Below are 14,248 nucleotides of genomic sequence, written 5' to 3'. Positions count from 1 at the left end.
GCGGCTGGGTGTGGTGTTGACCTTCGTAGCTAACGTAAATAGTCTATAGCTAATCAGATTAGCCATTTGGTGGAGGACGGCATGACCGAGCACCTGAGAATCGGCAAGAACACCATCGCCTTCGACGTGACCGGGGAGGGTCCCCTGGTCGTGCTGGCGCACGGTATCGGCGACAGCCGGCACTCCTACCGCTTCCTCGTTCCCGGCCTGGTGGCCGCCGGTTACCGGGTCGCGAACGTCGACATCCGTGGGTGCGGTGAGTCCAGCCTCGGCTGGGACGGTTACAGCCGCACCGACATCGCCGGCGATCTGGTCGCCGTCGTGCGTCACCTCGGCGGCCCGGCCGTGATCATCGGGCAGTCGATCAGCGGCGGCGCCGCGACCATCGCGGCCGCCACTGCGCCCGACATGATCAGCGGAGTGATCGAGCTGGCTCCGTTCACTCGTGCGCAGCCGGTCGACCTGGGCGGGCTGATCCGGGTCAAGCGCTTCCGGATCGGGTACACGCGGATGGCGCAGGTCATCGTCCGGGGACGCCTGGCGGACTGGAAGAAGTACCTTGACGTGGCCTACCCGGCCAAGCCCGCCGACTGGAACAGCGAACTGGCCCGCATCGAGGCCACGCTGAGTGAGCCCGGCCGGATGAAGGCCCTGCAGGACATGTGCAAGTCCAAGCCCACCGACGCCGGCACCCAGCTCGCCCACGTCACCTGCCCGGTCCTGATCGTCGAAGGCAGCCTGGACCCCGACTGGGCCGACCCCCGCGCCGAAGGGGAGAAGATCATCGCCGACCTGCCCGCCGGCCTCGGCGAGCTGGCCGTGATCGACGGCGCCGGCCACTACCCGCACGCCCAGACCCCCGACCAGGTCCTCGCGCTGGCCCTGCCGTTCCTGGCCAAGGCGGCTGCCGGTGCCTAGGGCCGGACTCACCGCCGCGACGGTCACCGAAGCCGCCGCCGCCCTGGTCGACGAGGTCGGGTTCGACCAGCTCGGCATGGGCCTGGTCGCCGAACGACTCGGGGTCAGGACCCCCTCGCTGTACAAGCACGTCACCGGCCAGACCGACCTCGCCCACCGGATCGCCATCCTGGCCATGAACCAGTGCGCCGACGCCATCCGCGACGCCATCCAGGGCCGGGCCGGCACCGAAGCCCTGGCCCGCGGCGCACAGGCGATGCGGACGTTCGTCAAGGACCACCACGGCCGATACGCCGCAGCCAACGCCGCCCGCCCGACCGGACCCGACGACCCCCTCATCGACGCCCTCAACCGGGTGGTCGACTCCTGGGCGGCCATGCTGCACGGCTACCGGATCGACCCCGACCAGCAGATCCACGCGCTGCGGATGCTGCGCACCGTCCTGCACGGATACGCATCCCTGGAAGTAGCCGGCGGGTTCCAGTTCGCCACCGACATCGACGACAGCTTCACCTGGATGATCGACTTCATCGACCACGGCCTGCAGGAGACCACGGCCACCAGCACCAACAGCGCCCCCTCCCGCAGGGCCGCGCCGGGCGTGACGCTCTGACCGCCGTGGACTGCGCTCCACGCCAGTCCCCGGCCCCACCGACCACATGTCCTGGAGGTAGGGCCGATTCCCTTGATCTTCTCCGCCGCCTGGATTCTGCTGGGACTCGGCTTGCTGCGCACAGACGGCATCGTCGCGCCGGAGGTCCATACCGGCACAGACCGTTGATCGAGTGGTCTGTATGCCTGGTGCGGGAAGATCTGCGATCACATCGTGTGGTTGCCGCACGCGTAACGGTTCCGGGGACTTCCGGCGGCCTGGGCGTGGCGTGTGGTTGATCAGCTCGGCGACGACCGGGCTGATCACTGACGGTTTTCCTCACCTTGGCAGCGCACCTCATACCATCGGCCGCATGGCATGTGTGCTGGTCGTGGAGGACGATCTGGTCATCCGGTCCGAGCTGGTCGAGGCGCTGGCCGCGCAGGGCTATGAGGCGGAGCCGGCCGCGGACGGGGCCGAGGCGGTGCAGGCGGCCGAGCGGCACCAGCCGGATCTTGTGCTGCTGGATCTGGGGCTGCCCGATGTGGATGGGGTGGCTCTGTGCCGGCGGTTGCGCTTGAGGGTGCCGGACACGGTGATCGTCGTGCTGACGGCTCGTACGCAGGAGTTCGAGGTCGTGGTGGCGCTGGACGCGGGGGCTGATGACTATCTGACCAAGCCGTTCCGGCTGACCGAGCTGATGGCCAGGCTCCGCGCGCACCTGCGCCGGCGCGGCCCGGCACCGGGAGAGCGCATACTGACCGCCGGGCGGCTGCGCCTCGACCTGCCCGCGCGGCGCGCCTATGTCGGGCAGGAGGAGGTGGTGTTGCGGCCCAAGGAGTTCGACCTGCTGGCGGCGCTGGTCAGCCGGGCGGGCGAGGTGGTGACGCGCGAGCAGTTGATGGATGAGGTGTGGGACGAGAACTGGTTCGGCCCCACCAAGACGCTGGATGTGCACGTGTTCGCGCTGCGCCGCAAGCTGGCCGAGCACGGCGAGCCGATGGAGCGGATCGTTACGGTGCGGGGGCGCGGCTACCGCTACGAGCCATGACCCGCCGCCGGCAGGCTGTTTAGGTGTCGTGGCCGGGTAGCAGCAGGCTGAACAGCGGGGGCCTGGCGCGGCTGAGCACCAGCCGGCCTCCTTCCGCTTCGGCCAATGACCGGGCCAGGGCGAGACCGATGCCGTGGCTGTGGCCGCTGGATCTGATGAACGGGTCGCTGTCCGGGGCCACGCCGGGCCCGTGATCGCTCACCTCGACGGCCATGCCGGGTCCCACGTCGGAGACGGTGACGGCGACCTCTCCCTGGCCGTGGCGCAGGGCGTTGTCGAGCAGGACGCGCAGGATCTGCCGGACGGCGGCGGGCTGGGCGGTAACCGGCGGCAGCGCGGGTTCCACGGTGATGGTCAGGCGGCGGCCCTGCCGGGCCAGCGGGCCGTGCCATTCTTGCCGGATCTCCTCCATCAGCGCGTCCACGTCGAGTCGCTCGGCGGGCGCGCGGCTGTCGCGGCTGAGCCGTACGAGATCGTCGAGGACCTCCTGCAGCCGTTCGCCCCTGGTCAGCGCGGCCTGGACCGCCGGGGCCAGGTCCGCACCGGGCCGGGACAGCGCCGATTCCAGGCCGAGCAGCAGGCCGGTCAATCCGGTGCGCAGCTGGTGGGAGACGTCGGCGCTGAAGGCCCGCTCGCGGGCGAGCACCTCGCCGAGGCGGCGCGCCGTCGCCTCCAGGGCCTGTGCGGCCTGGTCGGCCTCCCGTAGCCCGGAGGGTGCGGCGCGGACGCTGAAGTCGCCGCCGCCGAGCGTCTGCGCTGCGGCGGTCAGCCGCTCCAGAGGTGCGGCGAGCCGGGCCGACTGGCGCACGGCCGCGCCCGCGGCCAGCGCGATCACGATCAGCCCAAGCCCGCCCATGAGTAGCCACGCCTGATGGATACGCTGTTCGACCTGCGAGTTCGGCGTCGCCACACGGATGATCAGCGCGGGGCTCTCGTCGGAGGGGACGGGGGCGGACACGGCCAGGAAGCCGCCCTCCACCGTGTCGTGGACCCGGCCGTCCTTGCTGGAGACGGCCAGGCGGGAGTGGGCGGGGCCGTCGCCGAAGAGGCGGGCGCCGGCCAGGGTGTAGCCGCCGATGGCCAGGTCGCCAGGCAGGCCCGTCGGCAGTTTCAACGGTCCCCGTGGTTCGTCGGGGACGGCGGCGGCGACCCAGGCGGCATCGCGCTGGAGAGCGGCCACCGTCTGGTCGTGGTAGAGGATGTTCACCGCGATCGCCAGGGGCACCAGGAAGAGCGCGACGGCCAGGGCGGTCACGCTGACGATCACCACCAGCACCCGCCGCCGCAGCGGCACGCCCTGTGCTGTCACCCCTCCAGGTTGGCAGAACCAAGGTAAACGCCCCGCTAACCCGTTGCTCAGCGGGCGCTTTCCGGCGCGCTCGTAGCGTGACAAACATGAAGGTACGGCAGAGCGTCATCGCCCTGGCCATGGCCGGGCTGGCGGCAGGCTGCGCGGTAGCGGCGCCCGCCCAGACCCAGTCTCAGGCACAGGCACAGGCACCAGCCGGCAACGACACCCCGGCTCCGCAGCCCACGGAGTCGAATCCGCCGGGCGACATCCCGGACGACACGGTGTTCGTGACCTACCGGCATCCAGGGCAACCGTATGAGGTGAAGGTGCCCGAGGGGTGGGCGCGCACGGACCTGCCCACTGGGGCGAGCTTCACCGACAAGCTGAACAGCATCCGCGTCGAGACCGCGTCCGCCGCCTCCCCGCCGGCCGAGGCGTCGGTCAAAAGCGAGGTGCGCAGCGGCGACATCCGCAAGGTCGACACGGTGACCAGGAAGGGCGGCAAGGCGGTGCGGGTGGTGTACCGCGCCGACGGCAGCCCCGATCCTGTCACCGGCAAGGTCGTCAAGGACGAGGTCGAGCGCTATGCCTTCTACCGCGCCGGCCGCGAGGCGATCCTGACCCTGTCCGGGCCCGTCGGCGCCGACAACGTGGACCCGTGGCGCACGGTCTCCGACTCCTTCCACTGGACGGCGTCGTGATCCTTCAGGCCGAGGAGCTCTACCGGTTCTACCGGTCGGGCGATGAGGAGACCAGGGCATTGCGCGGGGTCAGCCTGGATGCCGCCGCGGGCGAGGTCGTGCTGGTCAGCGGCCCGTCGGGGTCGGGCAAGTCCACGCTGCTGGCCTGCCTGGGCGGGCTGGACGACCCGGACGGCGGCACCGTCAGGGTGGACGGCCACCGCGTCAGCCACCGGCCGGAGGCCGAGCGGGCCGCGCTGCGCGCCCGACTGGTGGGCGTGCTGTTCCAGAGCGGCAACCTGATCGAGCACCTGACGGTCGCGGCCAACATCGATCTGGCCCAGCGGCTGGCGGGGCGGCGCGATCGGCGTCTGCGCGACGAACTACTGGTCGGTCTGGGGCTGGCGGCCAAGGCGGGAGCGTGGCCGAGCCGGCTGTCCGGTGGCGAGGCGGCCCGCGCGGGGCTGGCTGTGGCGCTGGCCAACCGCCCGGCGCTGCTGCTGGCCGACGAGCCCACCGGTGAGCTCGACCAGCACACGGAGGGGCCCGTGCTGCGACTGATCCGCGAACAGGCCGGCGAGCGCACCGCCGTGGTGATCGCCTCGCACAGCCCGGCCGTACGTCGGCTGGCCGACCGCGTCCTGAAGTTGAAGGACGGCCGAGCGACATGACCGTGGAGGTGACGGACCGGGCGGCCGGCATGACCGCGCTGGTCACCTGCCAGGGTCTGGCCCGCTCGTACGGCAAGGGAGCGAACGCCCTGGTCGCCGTGCACAGCGTCACCTGCGAGCTGCGGCCGGGGCAGCAGATCGCGATCACCGGCCCGTCGGGGTCGGGCAAGACGACGCTGCTGCACCTGCTGGCCGGGCTCGACCGGCCCACGGCGGGGCGGATCGCCTGGCCCGCCCTCGACGACCACCCGCGCGGCCGTGTCGGCGTGGTCTTCCAGGGGCCGAGCCTGCTGCCTCCGCTCAACGTCGCGGAGAACGTCGCGCTGCCGCTGATCATCGCGGGTGTCGAAGACGCCGAGGCCAAGGAGCGGGCGCTGATCGCGCTGACCACGATCGGCCTGGCCGACCTGGCCGGGTCACTGCCGGAAGAGCTGTCGGGCGGGCAGGCGCAACGCGTCGCGGTCGCCCGCGTGCTGGCCGCCGAGCCTCGCCTGATCATCGCAGACGAGCCCACGGCACAGCTCGACTCGGACCTGGCTCGCAGGGTGGTGGACCTGCTCACCGGGGTCGCCTCACGGCTGGAGGCGGCCCTCGTGGTCGCCACCCACGATCCGCTGGTCGCGGCGCGCCTGCCCGTGACCTGGACCATGAGCGACGGAGCTCTCACATGCTGATCCTCCTCTGGCTGCGCGGTCTGCTGGCCCGCCGGGCGGGCAGACTGGCCGCGGCCGCGGCGGGCATCGCGCTCGCCGTGGCGCTTCCCGCCGCGCTGGGCGCGTTCCTCGCCTCCGCCAAGGCCACCATGACGGCCCGCTCGGTCCAGCGGGTGGCGGTCGACTGGCAAGTGGAACAGCAGCCCGGCCAGAGCGTGTCCGTCCCGATGCCCGGCACGTCCAGGCAAGTGAGCTTCGCCAGGATCGACGGGTTGGAGTCCCGCCAGGCCGGGCAGACGCTGACCACGGGCGCGGGCCAGGTGCTCGGGCTGCCCGCCGGCTACGCCGCGACCTTCCCCGGCGAGCTGCGCCTGCTCGCGGGGAACACGAACGGGCCGCTGCTGGCCCAGCAGACCGCCGCCAACCTGCACGCCCAACCCGGCGCCAATATCACCGTGCGCCGCCCGGGGCTGCCGGACGCTGCGGTGGCGGTCACGGGGGTAGTGGAGCTGCCCGCCGCCGACTCGCTGTTCCAACGCGTCGGCGCACCGCCGGGCGCGCAGCCGCAGGCGCCCCCCGACAACGTGCTGCTCCTGCCGGAGGCCGACTGGCACCGGCTGTTCGACGGCGTCGCGCGCGACCGGGTGCGCACCCAGTTCCACGTCCGGATCGACCACCGGCTGCCGCCCGACCCGGCCGCGGCCTACAGCGCCGTCACCGGGCAGGCGCGCAACCTGGAGGAGCGCATGGCCGGCACCGCCCTGGTCGGCGACAACCTCGGCGCGGCCCTCGACGCCGCCCGCGAGGACGCCCTGTACTCCCAGGTGCTGTTCCTGTTCCTGGGCGCGCCGGCGGTCGTGCTCGCGGCCTTGCTCGCCGCTCTCGTGACGCGGGCGGGCGCGCCGCGGCGGACGGCCGAGCAGGCGCTGCTGCGTACCAGGGGTGCGTCCAGGGGCACGCTGGTGCGGCTCGCATGGGCCGAGACCGCGCTGGTGGGTGTGACCGGAGTGCTGGCCGGCCTGGGGCTGGCCGCCGTGGCCGGGCGGGCGCTGTTCGGGTCGTCGAACGTGTCATGGTGGGCGGCCCTGCTGGGGCTGCTGGTCGCGTCCGTCACCGTGCTGCTGCCCGCGCTCCAGACCACCACCGTCGTTGCCGCCCGCCGCTCGATCGGCGGGCCGCGCCGCTCGCCCGCCTGGCTGCGATACGGGCTGGACCTGTGGCTGCTGGCCGGATCCGCCGTGGTCTTCTGGATCACCAGCCGGAACGGTTACCAGCTCGTCCTGGTCCCCGAGGGCCTGCCCCAGCTATCGGTCGACTACTGGGCCTTCGCCGGGCCGGCGCTGTTGTGGACGGGCGCGGGTCTGCTCATCTGGCGCCTGACCATGACGTTGCCGGTCACCTGGGCGGTGCGGCCGCTGGCCGGGGGCCTGGCGGGCACAGTGTCGGCGATGTTGACGCGCCAACGTGCGCCGCTGGCCCGCACGGCCACTTTGGCGGCGCTGGCCGTCGCGTTCGCCGTCTCGACGTCCGTTTTCGACACCACCTACCGCCAGCAGGCCCAGGTGGACGCCGAGCTGACCAACGGCGCCGACGTCACGGTCTCCCAGACCAGCGCGACGGCGCAGCAGCTCGCGGCCGTGCCCGGCGTGGCGCGGGTGGAGCCATTGCAGCACCGCTTCGCCTACGTCGGCTCCGACCTGCAGGACCTACGGCATCCGCCCCGCCACCACCCGCCTGCACGACACCTACGTCTCCGGCGGCACCGCCCGCGAGATCCTCGACCGGCTCACCCACCAGCCGGACGCGCTGCTGGTCAGCCAGGAGACCGTCAACGACTTCCAGCTCCACCTCGGTGACCAGGTGCGGCTGCGCACCGAGGACGGCAGGACCGTCGCCTTCCACTACGCCGGCGTCATCACCGAGTTCCCGACCGCGCCCCGCGACAGCTTCCTCGTGGCCAACGCCTCCTACCTGGCCCGCACCATGCCCGCCGACACCACGTACCTGATCGCCACCGACGGGACCCGGCCGAGCCAGGTCGCCGCCAAGCTGCTCGGCAGGCTCGGGCCGACGGCGAAGGTCACCGACGTGGAGACCACCCGCCAGGTCGTCGGCAGCAGCCTCACTGCTGTGGACCTGGCCGGCCTGACCGCCATCGAACTCGGCTACGCGCTGGCGCTGGCGGCCCTGGCCACCGGTCTGCTGCTCGTGCTCGGCTTCGCCGAGCGGCGCCGCACGTACGCGCTGGCCCGGGTGCTGGGGGCGACCCCGCGGCAGCTGGGCTCGTTCGTGTGGGCAGAGGTGGGGCTGGTCGGAGTGGCCGCGGCCGTGCTGGGGGTGCTGTGCGGGTGGGCGCTGTCGCGGATGCTGGTCGCCGTGCTCAGCGGGGTGTTCGACCCGCCTCCCGACGCGCTGGCCGTGCCGTGGGTGTACCTGGCGGTCCTCGGCGTCGCGGCGCTGCTGGCGGCCGGGGCGGCGACGGTACGGGCCGCCCGTCGCCCGCCATTGACGGTGCTGCGTGACCTGTGACCGGTCAGCGGCTCGCCGCCAGCTCGGACAGTAGCGCGGTCCAGCGTTTTCCGATGGCCTGCGGATCGTACCGCTTGGAGGTGGTCAGCGCGGCCGCCCCCATCACGCGGCGCTCGAGCTCGTCGTCGATGAGCAGACCGATCGCCGAGGCCAGGGCGGCGACATCCCCCGGAGAGACAAGGAGCCCGTCGTGGCCGTGAGTGATGATCTCGCCGGGCCCGTGCGGGCAGTCGAAGGCGACCACGGGCACACCCTTGCTCAGCGCCTCCAGGATCGTCATCGGGAATCCCTCCCGGCGGGAGCTGAGCACGAAGATCGAGGCGTCGTCGAGCTCGGCGCCGACGTCGCGAGAGGGGCCGGGAAGCTCGACAGAGCAGGCCAGCTCGAGCTCGCCGACCAGCTTGAGAAGGCGGGCGCGCTCGGGCCCTGAGCCGACAATGCGCAGCCTCCACCCGGGGTGTACGAGGCTGAACCGTTGCCAGGCGCACAGCAGCAGATCGAAGCCCTTGACCTTGGCCAGGCGGCCGATCGCGACAACGGTCCTGGAGCTCAGGGGAGAGGGCCCACCGCTGAGGCGCGGCGTGGCGTTGGGGATGCGCAGCAGGTGCCGCGGCGCGCGCGGGCCCAGAGCCGCCTGGCAAGCACCCAGGTCGGCCTCGGTCAGGGTGACGAGCGCGTCGAGCCTGCCGTACCTGCGGACGATCATCTCCCGTACGAGCGGCTTGTGTGCGCCGAAGCCGACGTGCTCCTGCCCGATCGTGATCACGCCGGGCGGGGCCAGCAGGGCGGTGGCCAGATTGAGACCGGGACGCGTGCTGATCAGCACCCCGGTGCGCAGCCCACGCAGGAAGCGCACCAGGGCAAGGTCGGTACGCAGGTCGAACCTGCCGTACGCGGCCTCCTCCCGTGGAATGAGCCTGCTGCGGAACAGGCGCGCGAGCAGGGCGCCGCGAGCCCGGTGGCCCGTACGGTCGTCCAGGAACGTGACGCGAACCCCGGGCGGCACCTCGAAGAAAGGCTTGTCCTTGGCCTTGGTGACGCTGACGATCTCCACGTCGTGATCGGCCGCCAGCGTGCCGGCGAGGTTGAAGGCGGTCCTGATGGTGCCGCCCATGCCGTGCGCGTGCAACAGGAGAATCTTCACCCGCCGGGTGTCGGGAGGGCCGACCCGGCGCGCCCTGCGACGGTTGTCCGCGCGCAGCAGGAACACTCCCAGTCTTCGCGTGTTGACGGCCAGATGGACGGCGGCCGGGGTCAGGATGATCGAGCCCAGGGTGTCGCTGGGATAGTGCGCCCCGAGATAGATCCTCGCGGCCATCTGACCGGCCACGAGCACGCCGCCCGCCACCACGACGGGCCAGAAGATCCGGGTCCTCCTGGCCAGCAGCGCCACCGCGATCACGATCGACAGAGTCAGGCACACGTGACCGCTGGGAAAGCTGTCGGGGCCGAGCTCCCGCACCAGGGCGTGGACCGCCGGGGGCCGGGGGCGGGCGACGATGACCTTGACCAGCGCGCCCACTCCCCACCCCGCGGCGATCACCAGCAACACACCTCCGGCGGCGCGTGTCCGTCCCGAGACGGCGACGCCCACGACGAGGAGGGCGGCCAGGACCGTGCCCACGATGGTGCCGAAGCCCACATTCAGGACCTGCGCCACGACGGTCAGCCACGGGCCGCGTAGCGACTGCACCGCCCGGCTCAGGCTCGTGTCCGCCGCGGTCCACGCGGGCGTGCGCGCGGCGAAGCCGACAACCACCCCCAGGCCCAGGAACGCCGCGGAGACCGGCATCGAGACCGTCGTTCCGCTGCCTGATCTCATGAACGCACGGTATGGAGAGACGTGACAGCGCCCGCTCAGCACTCGGTTAGCGCGGCCCTAACCTTTGCGCCGCGTGGGGCGAGGGTTCGCTTAAGGATTAACCTCGCGTTATGGCTGGCCGAACCTGCCGCTATCTCGCGTTTCCGCAGACTGAGGGCGTTCAGTACGGCGTCAATGCATCGGAGATATGTGCATGCGTAAGTCTATGATCATCCCCGGACTCGCCACCGTGGCCGTCTTCGTGGCGGGCGGCGGAGTCGCCGCGTTCGCCTCCTCCACCGTCCAGAGCCCCGCCCCCACCTCCCCCCAGTCCTCCGCCGCCCCCACCGAGCAGGCCCCCAAGACCGAGGCCGCTACGCCCGAGGAAGGCGCGGAGCCCAACGAGGGCACCAAGGAAGACGAGCAGGGCCAGAAGGCCGAGGCCGAAGACGGCCAGGACGACAAGGGACAGGCGGCCGGCTCCGAGGCCCAGGAGGGCAAGCAGGGCCAGGCGGGTGACCAGCACGAGCAGGAGGGCAAGGGCGACGCCTCCGAGCCCGAGGACGGCTGAGCCAGGCGCCGGGCACCCCGGGACACTGGGGTGCCCCGCTCAGTTCTGAGCGTTCGGCGCTGCGCCCGCGGTCGTCGCGGCAGGCTACCGGCACTGCGGACCTTCGGGTACGGATGCCTCGGCGGACTCCTGGCGGAGCTGCTCGCGCAGGACGGTGACACCCCAGGCAGACCGGCCTGCTGAGCGGCCTCGGCAAACGGGCGCGGCAAATTCTTCGGCGCCAGGCCAAGCGGCTCACGTGAAGCAACCACGCGCGACCATCTCGGTCGTCACCAGGATCGCGACCGCCTCGGCGGCCAGCAGAGCCACCAGGACAACGAGCTGCACCACTCCGGCCTCGACCAGGCTCGCCCCACCGAGCAGCATCCCGACGAAGGCGCTAGGAAGGGTGACCAGCCCTACCGTCCGGGTCTGATCCAGCGCGGGCACCAGCGCCTGGGCGGCAGATCTCCAGCGCCGCCTCCCTGGGCAGGAAGCCCAACGCCAAGGCCGCCTCCACCTCTCCCCTTCGCTGGACCAACTCCTCCACGGCCCGCCGTCCGGCCAGGGAGGTAGCGGTCAGGCAGCCAGGGGTCCCGGTAGCAATGGAGCGGAATCCAACGAACCCGCCTCTTACCTGCAGTGACGTGGTGTTCCGCGCCGAGGTAGAAGGACTTCGTCGTGGTTGTTGGTGCTGACGGCTGATCCGCGGGTCAGCGAGGTTAGAGCCCTTTGTGGAAGGCGGCGTACTCGGCGCGGGCCTGTTCGGCAGCGTCGGGGTGGCGCTGGGCCTTCTCGTGTTCTGCGAGGGCGCGGTAGATGCTGGCGACGGAGGGGCTGTGACCTTTGCGCTTGCCGGTGGGGATGATCAGGTCCTTGCGGATCTTTTCGACGGGTTCGCCGGCCGCGCGGCGCCGTAGGACGGTGTGGATCATGTCGTCGGTGATGACGGCGGGACGGCCGCCGTGGTTGCCCTTGCGGGCTGCGGCGTCCAGTCCTTCCAGCGTCGCCTCGCGGATCGCTTCTCTCTCGGTCTCGGCCATGGCGGCGAAGAACGCGAATAGCATGCGGCCGGGCCCGGCCGGGTCATAGATTCCGGCGAGGGGGCCGGCGAGCATTTCCAGGACCAGGCCGTGCGCGGTGAGGTGGTCGGCCAGGGCGGTGAGCTCGCCGGCGTCGCGGCCGAGCCGCTTCATCTCGTACACGGTGAGGATGACGCGGCAGTGCGGAGCATGGGCCTTGATCTGCCGGGCGGTGGCCAGGGCCTTCTCGAACGCGGGGCGGACCTTGAGGCGGGTGGAGATCTTCTCGCTGAAGATCTTGTCGCGGCTGATGCCGTGTGCGGTCAGGGCGTCCAGCTGTGACTGGAGTTCCTGGGTGAGGGAGGAGCAGCGCGCGTAGCCGATGCGGATGTCGGCCGAGGGCCGGTCGGGGTCGATGGGGGCGGGCGGCGGGGTGCCGGGCCGCCAGGGCTGGCCTGGTCTGCGGTCGGCGGGAGTTTGGACGCGCAGCCGTTTGGCCAGCCGGGGAACCTTGGTGAAGCGGCCGGTGTGGTAGGTGCCGGCGACGGCGCCGGACCGTGACCGGCAGGGCGATCCGGGCTGGACGTCACATCGCGGACAGGGGTGATGTTCGACCTCATCGGCGTCGCAGGTGACGTCGTCGACGATACCGGAATCGGCGGCGGATACGGCGCTCATTCGGGGCTGGGGGGCGTCGACCATGCCCCGAATCCTCTCACAAACATTTCTCAGAACCGTCTCGCTCGGGAACTTGAGTGAGAACCAGTTGTGAGAAGGATTCGAGGCCTCCGGCCATCCCCTGAGACGCATTGATGATCTTCTATCAGAATCGCTCGTTTGTGAGAGCTGTTTGCGTCACCCGATCAACCTGCGCTCCTCATGGTCTCGCGGTGGTGCTGATCGGGCAGCCGATTCCAATCGATATGGCTGTCATTCGGCAGGGCAGGTGGTACCCGGCTTGGGCAGCCTCAGATCGGTCAGGTACGTGGTCGCGTATCGGATCGGGCACTTCTTGCCCGACAGGTACAAGACGTGGCCGGGCCCGTCATAGGCGACGGTCACCGATCCCGGGATCATCCCGGTGAAGCTCTCGGTCCACGCGTAGTCGCCCCACGTGCTGCCGGCACCCAGGAACGGCGGCAGGCCGCGAGTCTTAAGTGGTCGGGACGGGTTGGCGACCTGCAGCGGCCAACCGGTGCATCCGAGCGCGTCGAATGAGGCTCCTCCAAAGTTCGGCGAGATCTTCTGCGCCTGACGGCGGAACTTCTGCAGCTGCGCGTAGCTGCTGTAGCCACGGTCATCCGCGCAGGTCATCGCCAGCGCTCCGGGCGCGGCCCAGATCTGCGCGTTGCCGAGGGCGAAGTCGGCGAAACCGGATCCGTCCCCGCGTCGGGCCTTGTCGACCGCCTCGGCGAAGGCCAGCCACCGCGCGTTGTTCGGTCCGGGGTCGCCGATGAAACCGAAGCTCCTCAGATGCCATCCGGTCAGCTTGCCCTTGCCGAACTTGGACGACGTGACCGGGATCGGCCTGCGATCGGCGTCTCGAATGAGCTTTCGCCAGACCGCCCCGGCGTCCTGTCCGTGCAACGCGCAGGCGGGAGTGTCCGCACACCAGGTGGTGAATCTGGTGAAAACCCGTTCCAGGACGGGCAAGGTCCGCAGCGTCTGGTCGGGCCAGCCGTCGACCTGGTTGATCGTCCCGTCGAGGTACATGGCCCGGATGCGCTGCGGGAACAGCCGGGCGTAGGCGGCGGCGGGCACCCCTCCGTAGGAGTTGGCCATGAAGCTCAGCCGTTCCTCGCTCAGAGCCTCGCGAATCGCGTCCATGTCTCTGGCCACCGACAGGGAGTCCATGTGGGCGAACAGGCCGGTCTTGTCCGCGTTCTGGCAGGCTTTGAGGGCCTTGGTCATCGCCGCGGCCAATGCCTTGTACTGCTTCTGGCCCTGTGGCTCGAACAGTGACGTCCCGGGCTGCATGCAGGATGGGGGCATCTGATCGCGCCACACGGTGGTGCGCGGCTTGTAGGCGACGAGGTCGAACCTGCGCCGCAGTTCGGTGAGGTCGCTCGCGGCGCCCTTCAGGTCGTCGATCCCGTTGGCCCCGGGACCGCCGGGAACCCCCAGCGCGCTGCCGATCCGGCGCGCAGGCTCGGTGGCGGGCAGCCGGGCCAGGTCCAGTTTGACCTTCGGCCCGTCCGGCTTGGCCCAGTCCACGGGCACCTCGATCGCAGCACACTGCATGCCCGCCGGTATGCCCTGGCCGGCGCAGTCCCGCCAGGTCGGCTGCGCATCTCGAGCGGCGGAGGCCTCCGGGGTCATTCCCGCCAGCGCCGCCACCGTTACACCGATGACCAGCCCTCTGGTCCTGCCGCGCCTGCGCCGCTGCTTGGTTGTCGTCATGGTGATCACTCTGGTGACACCGACCGGATGGCCACCACCGGGACGTCCTCCGTGTTGGTTTCGGGATATCCCCCACGGGCTGTCCGGCTG

Annotated in this window: 14 protein-coding genes; 9 read left to right on the top strand and 5 right to left on the bottom strand. The window is 71.1% G+C overall.

The window, feature by feature from the left end; genetic code table 11:
• The first annotated feature begins 81 nt into the window (after positions 1–81).
• From KLK06_RS04450 to KLK06_RS04440, 3 genes are all read left to right on the top strand, one after another.
• Entirely contained in the window at positions 82–918 is an 837-nt protein-coding gene (locus tag KLK06_RS04450; protein WP_214634019.1) for an alpha/beta fold hydrolase, read from the top strand.
• Complete coding sequence (locus tag KLK06_RS04445; RefSeq protein WP_214634018.1) at positions 911–1,531, top strand: TetR-like C-terminal domain-containing protein; 621 nt, start codon at positions 911–913, stop codon at positions 1,529–1,531. The genes KLK06_RS04450 and KLK06_RS04445 overlap by 8 nt, the downstream gene beginning before the upstream one ends.
• Before the next feature lie 352 nt (positions 1,532–1,883).
• Positions 1,884–2,561 (top strand): response regulator transcription factor, encoded by a 678-nt coding sequence (locus KLK06_RS04440; protein WP_214634017.1) that lies wholly within the window; start codon positions 1,884–1,886, stop codon positions 2,559–2,561.
• Positions 2,562–2,580: 19 nt separating this feature from the next.
• On the opposite strand, the gene KLK06_RS04435 is transcribed toward KLK06_RS04440, so the two are convergent.
• Positions 2,581–3,870, bottom strand: a complete 1,290-nt coding sequence (locus KLK06_RS04435) for a HAMP domain-containing sensor histidine kinase (RefSeq protein ID WP_214634016.1) — start codon at positions 3,868–3,870, stop codon at positions 2,581–2,583.
• 86 nt (positions 3,871–3,956) lie between these two features.
• Between KLK06_RS04435 and KLK06_RS04430 the strand changes: the two genes are divergently transcribed.
• From KLK06_RS04430 to KLK06_RS04410, 5 genes are read left to right on the top strand one after another with little or no spacing between them, the layout of a single operon-like run.
• On the top strand, positions 3,957–4,553 hold the full coding sequence (locus KLK06_RS04430) for a hypothetical protein (protein WP_214634015.1): 597 nt from the start codon (positions 3,957–3,959) through the stop codon (positions 4,551–4,553).
• Positions 4,550–5,203 carry an ABC transporter ATP-binding protein gene (locus tag KLK06_RS04425; protein WP_214634014.1) on the top strand — a complete coding sequence of 218 codons (654 nt, stop codon included), beginning with the start codon at positions 4,550–4,552 and terminating at the stop codon, positions 5,201–5,203. The genes KLK06_RS04430 and KLK06_RS04425 overlap by 4 nt, the downstream gene beginning before the upstream one ends.
• Positions 5,200–5,877, top strand: coding sequence for an ABC transporter ATP-binding protein (locus tag KLK06_RS04420; RefSeq protein WP_250904919.1), 678 nt, complete (start codon positions 5,200–5,202; stop codon positions 5,875–5,877). Before KLK06_RS04425 ends, KLK06_RS04420 begins: the two co-directional genes overlap by 4 nt.
• A complete protein-coding gene (locus tag KLK06_RS04415; protein ID WP_214634013.1) occupies positions 5,871–7,712 on the top strand; it encodes an FtsX-like permease family protein in 1,842 nt (613 codons plus the stop codon). The genes KLK06_RS04420 and KLK06_RS04415 overlap by 7 nt, the downstream gene beginning before the upstream one ends.
• 4 nt (positions 7,713–7,716) lie before the next feature.
• A complete protein-coding gene (locus tag KLK06_RS04410; RefSeq protein ID WP_214634012.1) occupies positions 7,717–8,385 on the top strand; it encodes an FtsX-like permease family protein in 669 nt (222 codons plus the stop codon).
• A gap of 4 nt (positions 8,386–8,389) precedes the next feature.
• On the opposite strand, the gene KLK06_RS04405 is transcribed toward KLK06_RS04410, so the two are convergent.
• Positions 8,390–10,207 carry a glycosyltransferase gene (locus tag KLK06_RS04405; RefSeq protein ID WP_250904918.1) on the bottom strand — a complete coding sequence of 606 codons (1,818 nt, stop codon included), beginning with the start codon at positions 10,205–10,207 and terminating at the stop codon, positions 8,390–8,392.
• A gap of 193 nt (positions 10,208–10,400) precedes the next feature.
• On the opposite strand from KLK06_RS04405, the gene KLK06_RS04400 reads away from it, so the two are divergent.
• Complete coding sequence (locus tag KLK06_RS04400) at positions 10,401–10,757, top strand: hypothetical protein (protein ID WP_214634011.1); 357 nt, start codon at positions 10,401–10,403, stop codon at positions 10,755–10,757.
• A gap of 234 nt (positions 10,758–10,991) precedes the next feature.
• Here the strand turns inward: KLK06_RS04400 and KLK06_RS59550 are convergent, their stop codons facing one another.
• The 3 genes from KLK06_RS59550 to KLK06_RS04385 all read right to left on the bottom strand — a co-directional run bounded on the left by KLK06_RS59550 (position 10,992) and on the right by KLK06_RS04385 (position 14,158).
• Positions 10,992–11,186, bottom strand: a complete 195-nt coding sequence (locus KLK06_RS59550; protein ID WP_308168099.1) for an ABC transporter permease — start codon at positions 11,184–11,186, stop codon at positions 10,992–10,994.
• 272 nt (positions 11,187–11,458) lie between these two features.
• A complete protein-coding gene (locus KLK06_RS04390; protein WP_250904917.1) occupies positions 11,459–12,460 on the bottom strand; it encodes a recombinase family protein in 1,002 nt (333 codons plus the stop codon).
• 228 nt (positions 12,461–12,688) lie between these two features.
• A complete protein-coding gene (locus KLK06_RS04385; protein ID WP_214634010.1) occupies positions 12,689–14,158 on the bottom strand; it encodes an alpha/beta fold hydrolase in 1,470 nt (489 codons plus the stop codon).
• Between the last annotated feature and the right edge of the window lie 90 nt (positions 14,159–14,248).

It is taken from the genome of Nonomuraea sp. NEAU-A123, assembly GCF_018603905.1.
Classification (GTDB): Bacteria; Actinomycetota; Actinomycetes; order Streptosporangiales; family Streptosporangiaceae; genus Nonomuraea.
Note: the sequence above shows the minus strand (reverse complement) of the source record. Positions and strands in the feature narration are given on the sequence as shown.

Bases quoted from the DNA above. Each gene is read 5' to 3' on its own strand.
- KLK06_RS04450 (WP_214634019.1), top strand. From the start codon at position 82: ATGACCGAGCACCTGAGAATCGGCAAGAACACCATCGCCTTCGACGTG.
- KLK06_RS04440 (WP_214634017.1), top strand. From the start codon at position 1,884: ATGGCATGTGTGCTGGTCGTGGAGGACGATCTGGTCATCCGGTCCGAG.
- KLK06_RS04430 (WP_214634015.1), top strand. From the start codon at position 3,957: ATGAAGGTACGGCAGAGCGTCATCGCCCTGGCCATGGCCGGGCTGGCG.
- KLK06_RS04420 (WP_250904919.1), top strand. From the start codon at position 5,200: ATGACCGTGGAGGTGACGGACCGGGCGGCCGGCATGACCGCGCTGGTC.
- KLK06_RS04415 (WP_214634013.1), top strand. From the start codon at position 5,871: ATGCTGATCCTCCTCTGGCTGCGCGGTCTGCTGGCCCGCCGGGCGGGC.
- KLK06_RS04405 (WP_250904918.1), bottom strand. From the start codon at position 10,207: ATGAGATCAGGCAGCGGAACGACGGTCTCGATGCCGGTCTCCGCGGCG.
- KLK06_RS04400 (WP_214634011.1), top strand. From the start codon at position 10,401: ATGCGTAAGTCTATGATCATCCCCGGACTCGCCACCGTGGCCGTCTTC.
- KLK06_RS04390 (WP_250904917.1), bottom strand. From the start codon at position 12,460: ATGGTCGACGCCCCCCAGCCCCGAATGAGCGCCGTATCCGCCGCCGAT.
- KLK06_RS04385 (WP_214634010.1), bottom strand. From the start codon at position 14,158: ATGACGACAACCAAGCAGCGGCGCAGGCGCGGCAGGACCAGAGGGCTG.